The following is an 8,966-nucleotide window of genomic DNA, read 5'->3' as shown; positions in this document are numbered from 1 at the left end:
GCGCTGGCGCTCGGCCTCGCGCGCGGCGACGCCGGCCTGGTACTCGGCGACGGTGCGCGACTCCGTGTCGCGCAGTGCCGCGAGCTGCTCCTCGAGGATGATGCCCTGCTGCTGCTGCTCGGCGAGCGCCGACTCGGAGGCGGCCTGGGCGGAGGTGGCCTCGGCCAGCGCACTCTCGGCGGCGACCCTCAGGCGCTCGCGCTCGGTCTGCGCGACCTTCGCCTGCTCGGCGAGGGAGGACGCCGTGTTGCGCGAGGTGCTCGCCTGCTCGTAGATCGCGTTCGAGCGCTCGACGAGCTTCGACATGTTGCCGATCTTCGAGAGCAGGTCGTCGGCCTCGCCGTCCTGCCCGTCGAGGAAGATGTTGACCGAGAGGTCGGTTCCGGTGGTGCGGTAGAGCTGTGCGGCGAGCAGGCCCGCCTGCTGCGAGGCGGCGTCGGCCTCGTCGGCGCTGGCGGTGGCCTGCGTGTCGAGATCGGTCGCGCGCTCGGCGGCCTGGTCGAACGCCTCCTGAGCGGCGAAGTACTCCTCGCCGCGCTGCTGCGCGAGTTCCTGGGCGGCGGCGACCTCGTCCTGCAGGCCGTCGATCAGGGAGGTGATGTTCTCGACCTGGGCGGCGGCGGCGGCGGTGTCGCCCTTGGCGGCCTCGACGTCCTCCCACGACGGGTACTCGACGGCCTGCGCGGGCGTCGCGACGAGGAGGCCGGCGAGGAGGGCGAGGACGGCGGAGGCCAGGGCAGCGCCGCGGAGTCGACCGGGCCGCGGCGCGTCGGAGGACCGAGCGGGGCGAGAGCGGCGCGGCGAGTGGAGCATGGGACCTCTGGAGTGTCGGTGGAGCCTCCTCCGCCGACGGTGCGGCTCCATCGCGCGGAGGATTGCAATTCCGACCAACCCTAGTCAAGGCACTACCGGCGCGCCTAGAGCGGCTCCGGCCCCGGACGGGCTTCTTCACATGCCGGAAACCTTCGGTTTTGCATATCCGGCTCGGTATCCCTATGCTTGCGTGTTGGTAGTCATGGGGGGTCGATCGCAGGGTCGCCCCGCGAGCTCCCGGCCCCATCGTTTAGTGGCCTAGGACACCGCCCTTTCACGGCGGCAGCACGGGTTCGAATCCCGTTGGGGTCACGATGGGCCGGCTTCACCACGACTACCTGCAAGTGCACCGATCCGCGAGGGTCGGGGCGTGAAAATCGAACAGCCTCGAAGGCAGTATGCTTGTCTTCGCAACGAGGCCCTGTAGCGCAGCTGGTTAGCGTGCCGCCCTGTCACGGCGGAGGTCGCGGGTTCAAGTCCCGTCAGGGTCGCAGAGAGGCCCTTCCGAGAGGAAGGGCCTTTTCATCGGGGTCGCCACGTGCGGCCCCTGCGGCGTTCTCGTCGCACGGCTCTGTAGCTCAGTTGGTAGAGCGCACGACTGAAAATCGTGAGGTCACGGGATCGACGCCCGTCGGAGCCACGGAAACCCTCGCCTAGCTTCTACATGGCGGGGGTTTCTCTCGTTCGGGGCCCTCGTCTCCGGCCCGGGGCGGTTCGCCCAGGTCGCCTGCGTAGGCTGATCCGGCCATGGACTCCGCCGCCTTCCCGCCGCCCGACCCGTCGACGATCGCCCTCGATCCTCCGGAGTCCGCGCCGCGCGGGTGGGCGCCCCCGACCGGATCGATGCTGCCGGGTGCGCCCGCCTCGTACGACGGCTGGCTGCCGGCCGAGCCGCAGCCCTCGGTGGGAGCCCCGTACTCCTCTCTCCTCTACCTGCCCGACCCGCGGGTGCGCTGGGGCCTGCCGACCGCGGTGCTCACGATCGTGGGGATCGTCGTGCCGCTGGGCGCGCTCATCCTGCTCTTCGGGTTCGGTGTGCTGCCCTACTCCCCCGGTCTGCTGTTCGCGGGCGCGTTCGGGAGCTACCTGGTCGGGCTGGTCGTCCCGATCGCGGCGTCGCGGCTGCGCGGCCTGGGGTCGCTCGCCGCCGACTACGGCCTGCGGTTCCGCTGGGTCGACATCCCGATCGGCATCGGGCTCGGCATCGGCGTGCGCCTGGCGATCGTCGCCGTGCTGCTGGTCTTCTCGCCGTACCTGCAGGATGCGCAGACGAACCTCGACCTCGAGCCCGATCCGCTGTGGTTCGTGCTCAGCTCGGTCGTCATCCCCGTCGTGGTCGCGCCGATCGTCGAGGAGATCCTCTGCCGCGGTGTCGTGATGCGGGCCGTGCGGAACCGGATGCTGCGCCGGCGCACGGACGAGGCGCCTCCTACCCGCGGTCGCCGGATCTGGGCGGCCGTCTTCAGCGTCATCGCGTCGACCGCGGTCTTCGCCCTGCTGCACGGGCACCAGATGGTGAACCCGGCGACGATCGTGACGCTCGGCACGACCACCGTGATCGCGGGGCTCGCGCACGGCTGGATCTCGACGGTGACGGGCCGGCTCGGGGCGGCGATCGTGTCGCACGCGACGCTGAACGGGACGGCCGTGCTCCTGCTGGTGCTGGTGACGGCGCTCAGCTGAGGCTCGCGGAACCGGGAAGGCGCGGCTCAGACGTCGACGGCGCGCGGCGCCGATGCGTCCCTCAGCGGCAGCTCGCCGCGGACCTGGCGGTGCAGGCGCTCCATGTCGGAGTCGAGACTGGCGGCGGTGCGCGCGGCGTCGGCGAGGCCGTCGAGCAGCTCCTGCGGGACCTGGCGGTCGTACTTGTAGTAGATCTTGTGCTCGAGGCTCGCCCAGAAGTCCATCGCGATGGTGCGGAACTGGACCTCGACGCAGACGTTCACCGAGCCTCCGGACAGGAACACCGGGACCTCGACGATCGCGTGCAGGCTCTTGTAGCCGTTCTCCTTGGGCTCGGCGATGTAGTCCTTCACCTCGAGGACGGTCACGTCGGACTGGGAGGTGAGCAGCTCGAACACGCGGTAGACGTCCGAGACGAAGCTGCAGGTGATCCGCACGCCGGCGATGTCGGTGATGGCGCCCGCGATGCCCTCGAACGTGGTCTCGCAGCCCTTGCGCTCGATCTTCTCGATGAGACTGTCGGCCGACTTCAGCCGGCTGGTGACGTGCTCGATCGGGTTGTACTCCTGCAGCTCGCGGAACTCCTCCTGCAGGATCGACACCTTCGTGACGATCTCGTCCATGCCGAACTTGTACTGCAGCATGAAGCGCGCGAAGTCGTCGCGGAGCGCCCGGATCTCGGCGACGGTGGTCGCGTCGAGGGCCTGCGCGACCGCATCGGTCAGCGGAGGCACGGCGACGGTGTCTGGCGAGCGGGGATCCACAGTCGGACACCCTACGCGCGGTCGCATAAGCGCCGGATGTGAGTGCGGACACGCCCGTCCCGCAGGCGATACTGGGCGCGTGAGCACGACCGCACCCGGAGCCGCGCCCGGCTCGTTCCCGCCGCCCGATCCGGCCGCTCTCTCCCCGGGGCGCCCGCCTCGGCGCGCCCTGTCGCGCGGGGCGCGCCTCGGCATCGCGGCCGGCGTCGTGCTCGCGCTGGCGGTCGGCGGAACCGTGACGACCGTCGTCGTGCGCGGCCAGGTCGCCGAGCAGCGCTTCGAGGAGGCGGGCACACGACTCGTCGAGACCGCGCAGGACCACGACGACGCCGTCGCGGAGTGGGACGCGCTCGAGGCCGCGGTCGCGGTCGAGACGGACGGCGTCCGCAGCGCAGTGGCCGCGGCGGATCCGGCCGCCGTCGACGCGGTGAGCCGCGACGAGTACCTGAGCGCGATCGATCGGGTCGTGGACGCGGCCGATGACGTGCCGGTCGGCGAGCGCGCGGCGGTGCTCCCTCCCGTCGACCCCGAGGAGACCGAGGAGCGCTTCGACGCGGCCGACGGCTTCGACGAGCGCTCCGACGCGCTCGAGGACGACGCGGCCGAGCAGCGGGAGCAGACCGCGCGGATCCGTCCGCTGCTCGGCGAGGCGCGCACCGCCTCCGCCGACTTCGCCGCGTCGACGGCCGAGGTCGGCACCGCCCTCGCCGAGGCGAGCACCGCCGCGACGCACGAGCAGCGCTGGCTCGTGGAGCGCGCGCTCCACGGCTACGGCGGATCCGACGAGCCCGTCGATCTGGGAGAACCCGCGCTCCTGCGCGCCTACCTCGCCCGCGTCGCCGAGCTACAGCAGTCGCAGGCCGACGGCCTCGCCGAGCGCGCCTCCGCCGACTGGCCGCGCAAGCAGCAGGTGCTCGACTTCGCCGACTCGATCGCGGGCGGCGTGCCGATCGACGTGAGCTGGGAGGAGAGCATCGAGATCGACGGAGTCGCCTACGGCTCGCTCGACAGCGGCGCCGGGCTCGCGACGTGGACGCTCGAGGACGGGGCGCCGGCGACGATCCAGCTGACCGAGAGCATCCAGCGCAACTGGGGCGCGGAGTGGACCCGCGGGCTGGTCGCCCACGAGGTCGGCCACGCCATCACCTCGAAGGACGGCTGCTACGAGCTGTACCGCGCGGCTCCGTTCGAGGGCGACGACGAGAAGTGGGCGACGGCGTGGGCGCTGTCGCAGGGGTTCGCGGACGGCTCGGGCACGGAGCCCTACGGCGACCCGGGTGCGGACGCGGTGGCGATCGCCTCCGCCTGCCGCTGACCGACCCTCAGCCCACCGCGCGCCGGTAGAAGGTGACGCCGTGCATCGGCACGCCGCCGAAGCGCTCGAGCTGGGCGCGTGCCGCCGACGACCCGTCACGGGCGATGGCGGGCACGCGGAGGCGCCGGTACCCGCGCTCGGCGAGGTGCGCCTGGAGATCGCGGCCGAGGAGGGTGCCGACTCCGCGCCCCTGATCCTCGGGATCGGTGCACTGCAGCTGCAGCACCGCCTCCTGGCGGAACCGGGAGCGGGTCACGAGCGCCTGAGCGTGCTCGACGACGCCCATGCGGCCGCGGGTGCTCTGCAGGAAGCGGGTGTAGTCGGGGACGGCCAGGGCGAAGCCGACGATCCGGCCGCTCGCCTCGTCGGTGGCGAGGCGCAGGATGTCGGGGTCGAGCAGCGCGGCCATCGCGGCGGCGGCGGTCGAGCCGCGCTGGACCTCGCCCGCCGTCACCTCGATCCCGGACGGTGACCCGGCGTGGGCGCGGTTGAGGACGTCGAGCATCTCGGCGCGAGCGGCCTCGGTGCGGGCGGCGGTGAGACGGCCGGGGCGCAGGCCCGCGGCCGCCCACTCCTCGGGGGCCACCGGACCGAGCGGGACACCCGCCTGCCTCGGCACCGTCTCGACGCTCCAGGTGTCGCCCTCCCAGATCCGCTCGAAGCCCGCGTCTTCGTAGACGCCCGGGTAGCTCGGCGGGTTCCAGAGCACGCGATCGAAGCCGCGCTGCGAGAAGCCGCTCGTGATCACTCCGCCGCCCTCGTGGGGCAGGAGCGACACCGGACCGAGGATCTGCTCGTGCCCGCTCGCCCGCTCGGTCACGGCGTCGAACAGCGCGGCGGCCGCCTCGGCGTCGGCGAACTCGGTCGCGCCGAACAGCAGGGTGCGGGCGCCGACCCGGGCGTCGAGCCGCGGATCGGAGTGCACGGTCGTGCGGCCGACGACGCGACCGCCGTGGTCGCGGACGAGGAGCAGCTCGACTCCGGCCGGCCGCAGGCGCGACCCGCGCCACCACGACTTCAGCAGCGCGTCGGGCAGCGGGACGGTGAGCGAGCGGGGGTGCAGGCGCCCGGGGAGCAGGCTGAAGTCGTCGTACTGCGCGCGCGACTCGACCCGCTCGACGTGCATCGCGCCTCCGCTCCCCCGGCGACGGCGCGCCCTCCGCCCAGAGTAGGAGTGGGCGCGCGGGTGGCGCGACTCGGGGCGGGCGGGCGGTCGGGCTCGCAGGATCCGGTGCGGCTCGCCGGAGGGTCCATATCCCGCGAGCCGGACCGAGTTCCACGAGCCGGAGGTGCTCCGGAGACCGGCCGCGGTCCGCCGGGCGGGGGATGCCGCGGGGCGCGGCGCGTCAGTAGGGTCGGACGATGGTGACCGGCTTCAACTTCGTCTTCGTCCTGTACGCCGTCTTCGTGGTCGTGATCGCGGTGGTCCTGATCGTGCTCGCCGTGCTGCTCTGCCGCCTGGCCATCGCCGCGCGCGAGAACCAGCTGACGACGGCGCGGCTGCGCGAGCTGCAGATCGAGCGGATGCTCGCGGAGGACGACGAGTAGGTCTCACCCGGCGGTCAGGGCAGCGCGGGGCGCGCGTCCGGACGCGAGACCTTCGGGATCAGCAGCCCCAGCACGACGGCGACGACGGCACCGATCGCGCCGATCACGAAGGTGGTGCGGAAGCCCTCGGAGCTCGGGACGTCGACCGCGCCGACCGTGACCGTCAGCTGGGCGAGCACCGCGGCGGTGACGGCCGACGACAGGGTCGTGCCGAGGGTGCGCATCAGCGAGTTGAGCCCGTTGGCGGCGGCGGTCTCGGAGAAGGGCACGGCGCGCATGATCAGCGTGGGCATCGCGGCGTAGGCGAGGCCGAGGCCGACTCCGATCAGCGCGTTGATCACGAGGATCTGCCAGACCTCGGTGCCGAACGGGAGCACCAGCAGGTACGAGAGGGCGATCAGCGCGGCGCCCGAGATCAGGACGATCCGCGGTCCGGACGAGGCAGAGAGGCGCGCGGCGACCGGCGACGTCGCCATCATCGCCAGGCCGGACGGGGCCAGGACGAGGCTGGCCACGATCAGGCTGAGCCCGAAGCCCGCGCCCGAGGCCAGCGGCGGCGACTCGAGCATCTGCGGCAGCGTGATCTGGGCGCCGAAGAAGGCGAAGCCGACCGCCACGGAGGCGAGGTTGGTGAACAGCACGGCGGGTCGCGCGGCCACGCGCAGGTCGACGAGCGGGCTGGACTGCCGCAGCTCGTACCAGCCCCAGATCAGCAGGACCGCGACGCCGCCGAGGCCGGAGCCGAGGATCGCGGGGCTGGTCCAGCCCGCGTCGTTGCCGCGCGAGACGGCGATCAGGATGCCGCTGAGTCCGATGGCGAGCCCGATCGTGCCGACGACGTCGAAGCTGCCGGGCGCGCGCAGGGTCGACACCGGCACCACGAGGAGGACGAGCACGATGTCGAGCACGCCGAGGGCCGCCGACATCCAGAACAGGACGTGCCAGTCGAGGTTCTGCGCGACGAGGGCGCTGAGCGGGAGTCCGAGCGCGCCGCCGATGCCGAGGGTCGCGCTGACGAGGGCGATCGCGCCGGGGAGGCGGTCGCGGTGCAGGGTGTCGCGGAGGATCGAGATCCCGAGCGGGATGACTCCCATCACGGCGCCCTGCAGCGCTCGACCGACGACCAGCGTCCAAACGTCGCCGGCGAACGCGCAGACGATCGAGCCGATCACGAGGACCACGAGCGCGGCGACCGCCATCCGCCGCTTGCCGTAGAGGTCGCCGAGCCGGCCGGACACCGGGGTGAGGATGCACGCGCTGAGCAGTGTCGCGGTGATCACCCACGCGGTCTCGCTGCGATCGGCGCCGAGGAGGGTCGGCAGCTCCGACTGGATCGGCACGACCAGGGTCTGCATGAAGGAGGCGCTCATGCCGGCGAAGGCGAGGACGGCGGTGATCAGCCGCGGATCCGGAGAGCGGGCGAGGGAGCGAGGGGAGGGCACAGAGGTCCTTCGGTGTCGGCGGTGCGTCGTATTGCCCAGCTTTGCATCGGCCGGCTCCGGTATCGAACCGAGCGCGGGTCGGGATCCTTCCCGCGGAGTCTTCCGAGCCCGCCGCGGCAGGCGGAGGATGGGCGGATGATCGACATCGAGAGCTGGATCGCCGGCTACGAGAAGGCCTGGGCCAGCGATGACCCGCACGACGTGGCCGCCCTGTTCACCGAGGACGCCGAGTACTTCACGGCGCCGTACCGCGACGCGATCACTCCGCGCGACGCGATCGTCGAGTGGTGGCGGGCGGAGGAGGAGCCGGGCGACCCGACGTTCGCCTGGGGACTCGTCGCGCTCACCGAGGGGACCGCTGTGGTGGAGGCGCGGACCATCTACCCGGGCGACACGACCTACCTGAATCTCTGGGTCATCCGGTTCGCCGACGACGGGCGGGCGTGCTCGTTCACGGAGTGGTACATGGAGGAGCCGGCCGACTCGGTGTCGTGAGGCGGTGCGGTTCGCGTCAGAGCTGGGCGGCCGCGAAGGTGTCGCAGCTCGCGGCGTCGCCCTCGAAGCCGGCCTGGAACCAGCGCTGGCGCTGCTCGGCCGAGCCGTGCGTCCAGCCCTCGGGATCGACGGTGCCCGTCGCCTGCTCCTGGATGCGGTCGTCGCCGACCGCCGCCGCGGCGCCGAGCGCGTCCTGGTACTCCTGCGCCGTCACGGGCTTGAGGTAGGGGGTGCCCGTCTCGTCCGGCACCGTCGACGCGTCGCCGACCCACGCTCCGGCGAAGCAGTCGGCCTGCAGCTCGAGGCGCACGGAGTCGGAGTCGGGCCCGGTCCCGGAGCGGTCGGCCGACTCCATCGCACCCGTCAGGTTCTGGATGTGGTGCCCCCACTCGTGGGCCAGGATGTACATCTGCGCGAGCGAACCGCCCGAGGTGTCGAAGCGGGTCCGCAGCTCGTCGAAGAAGTCGGTGTCGAGGTAGATCGTCTGATCCGGCGGGCAGTAGAACGGCCCGACCGCGGCGGTCGCGCCTCCGCAGCCCGTCTGGATCTGATCCTCGAAGAGGTCGACGCCCGCCGGAGTCGTGTAGGCGACGCCCAGCGCGCCGGTCGCGGTGCCCCAGTAGCGGTCCAGCGACTCCGCGGCCCCCTCGAGCCGGCAGTCGACCTGCGTGTTCGCGTCGGCGCCGCTGTCGCAGGCGACCGCGGTGCTGGTCACACCCTCGGGCGCGGCGCCGCCTCCGCCGAGCACCTCGCCCAGGCCCGACAGGTTCACTCCGAGCAGCTGCGAGAGGAGCGCGAGGACGATGACCACGCCGGCACCGCCTCCGACCGCGATGCCCGTCGTGCGGCCGCGCCTGCGGACCTTGCCGCCGCTGAGCTGGGAGTCGTCGTTGAAGGTCATGCGGT

General features: G+C 72.5%; 9 protein-coding genes and 3 tRNA genes. 7 read left to right on the top strand and 5 right to left on the bottom strand.

The window, feature by feature from the left end; all coding sequences use genetic code 11:
- A partial coding sequence (locus GRS92_RS16380; RefSeq protein ID WP_442966245.1) for a coiled-coil domain-containing protein occupies window positions 1-813 on the bottom strand: 813 nt, incomplete at its 3' end.
- 239 nt (window positions 814-1,052) lie between these two features.
- On the opposite strand from GRS92_RS16380, the gene GRS92_RS16375 reads away from it, so the two are divergent.
- From GRS92_RS16375 to GRS92_RS16360, 4 genes are all read left to right on the top strand, one after another.
- A tRNA-Glu gene (locus GRS92_RS16375) sits at window positions 1,053-1,125 on the top strand.
- Between the two features lie 105 nt (window positions 1,126-1,230).
- Window positions 1,231-1,304, top strand: a tRNA-Asp gene (locus tag GRS92_RS16370).
- A 76-nt stretch (window positions 1,305-1,380) separates the two neighbouring features.
- A tRNA-Phe gene (locus tag GRS92_RS16365) sits at window positions 1,381-1,453 on the top strand.
- A gap of 107 nt (window positions 1,454-1,560) precedes the next feature.
- On the top strand, window positions 1,561-2,496 hold the full coding sequence (locus tag GRS92_RS16360; RefSeq protein ID WP_159858409.1) for a CPBP family intramembrane glutamic endopeptidase: 936 nt from the start codon (window positions 1,561-1,563) through the stop codon (window positions 2,494-2,496).
- Between the two features lie 26 nt (window positions 2,497-2,522).
- Here the strand turns inward: GRS92_RS16360 and GRS92_RS16355 are convergent, their stop codons facing one another.
- On the bottom strand, window positions 2,523-3,140 hold the full coding sequence (locus tag GRS92_RS16355) for a GTP pyrophosphokinase (protein ID WP_235022083.1): 618 nt from the start codon (window positions 3,138-3,140) through the stop codon (window positions 2,523-2,525).
- Between the two features lie 199 nt (window positions 3,141-3,339).
- Between GRS92_RS16355 and GRS92_RS16350 the strand changes: the two genes are divergently transcribed.
- Window positions 3,340-4,575, top strand: a complete 1,236-nt coding sequence (locus GRS92_RS16350) for a hypothetical protein (RefSeq protein WP_159858403.1) — start codon at window positions 3,340-3,342, stop codon at window positions 4,573-4,575.
- Window positions 4,576-4,582: 7 nt separating this feature from the next.
- On the opposite strand, the gene GRS92_RS16345 is transcribed toward GRS92_RS16350, so the two are convergent.
- Window positions 4,583-5,701 (bottom strand): GNAT family N-acetyltransferase, encoded by a 1,119-nt coding sequence (locus GRS92_RS16345; protein ID WP_159858400.1) that lies wholly within the window; start codon window positions 5,699-5,701, stop codon window positions 4,583-4,585.
- Window positions 5,702-5,937: 236 nt separating this feature from the next.
- On the opposite strand from GRS92_RS16345, the gene GRS92_RS16340 reads away from it, so the two are divergent.
- The gene (locus tag GRS92_RS16340) at window positions 5,938-6,123 is read left to right on the top strand and encodes a hypothetical protein (RefSeq protein WP_159858397.1); all 186 of its coding nucleotides are present in this window, start codon (window positions 5,938-5,940) and stop codon (window positions 6,121-6,123) included.
- 14 nt (window positions 6,124-6,137) lie between these two features.
- Here GRS92_RS16340 and GRS92_RS16335 read toward each other — a convergent pair whose 3' ends face one another.
- The gene (locus GRS92_RS16335; RefSeq protein WP_235022080.1) at window positions 6,138-7,565 is read right to left on the bottom strand and encodes an MFS transporter; all 1,428 of its coding nucleotides are present in this window, start codon (window positions 7,563-7,565) and stop codon (window positions 6,138-6,140) included.
- A gap of 135 nt (window positions 7,566-7,700) precedes the next feature.
- On the opposite strand from GRS92_RS16335, the gene GRS92_RS16330 reads away from it, so the two are divergent.
- On the top strand, window positions 7,701-8,060 hold the full coding sequence (locus GRS92_RS16330; RefSeq protein ID WP_159858394.1) for a nuclear transport factor 2 family protein: 360 nt from the start codon (window positions 7,701-7,703) through the stop codon (window positions 8,058-8,060).
- Window positions 8,061-8,076: 16 nt separating this feature from the next.
- Here GRS92_RS16330 and ypfJ read toward each other — a convergent pair whose 3' ends face one another.
- The gene (gene ypfJ / locus GRS92_RS16325; protein WP_159858391.1) at window positions 8,077-8,961 is read right to left on the bottom strand and encodes a KPN_02809 family neutral zinc metallopeptidase; all 885 of its coding nucleotides are present in this window, start codon (window positions 8,959-8,961) and stop codon (window positions 8,077-8,079) included.
- Window positions 8,962-8,966 lie beyond the last annotated feature (5 nt).

Source organism: Rathayibacter sp. VKM Ac-2754 (assembly GCF_009807095.1).
GTDB lineage: Bacteria > Actinomycetota > Actinomycetes > Actinomycetales > Microbacteriaceae > Rathayibacter.
Note: the sequence above shows the minus strand (reverse complement) of the source record. Positions and strands in the feature narration are given on the sequence as shown.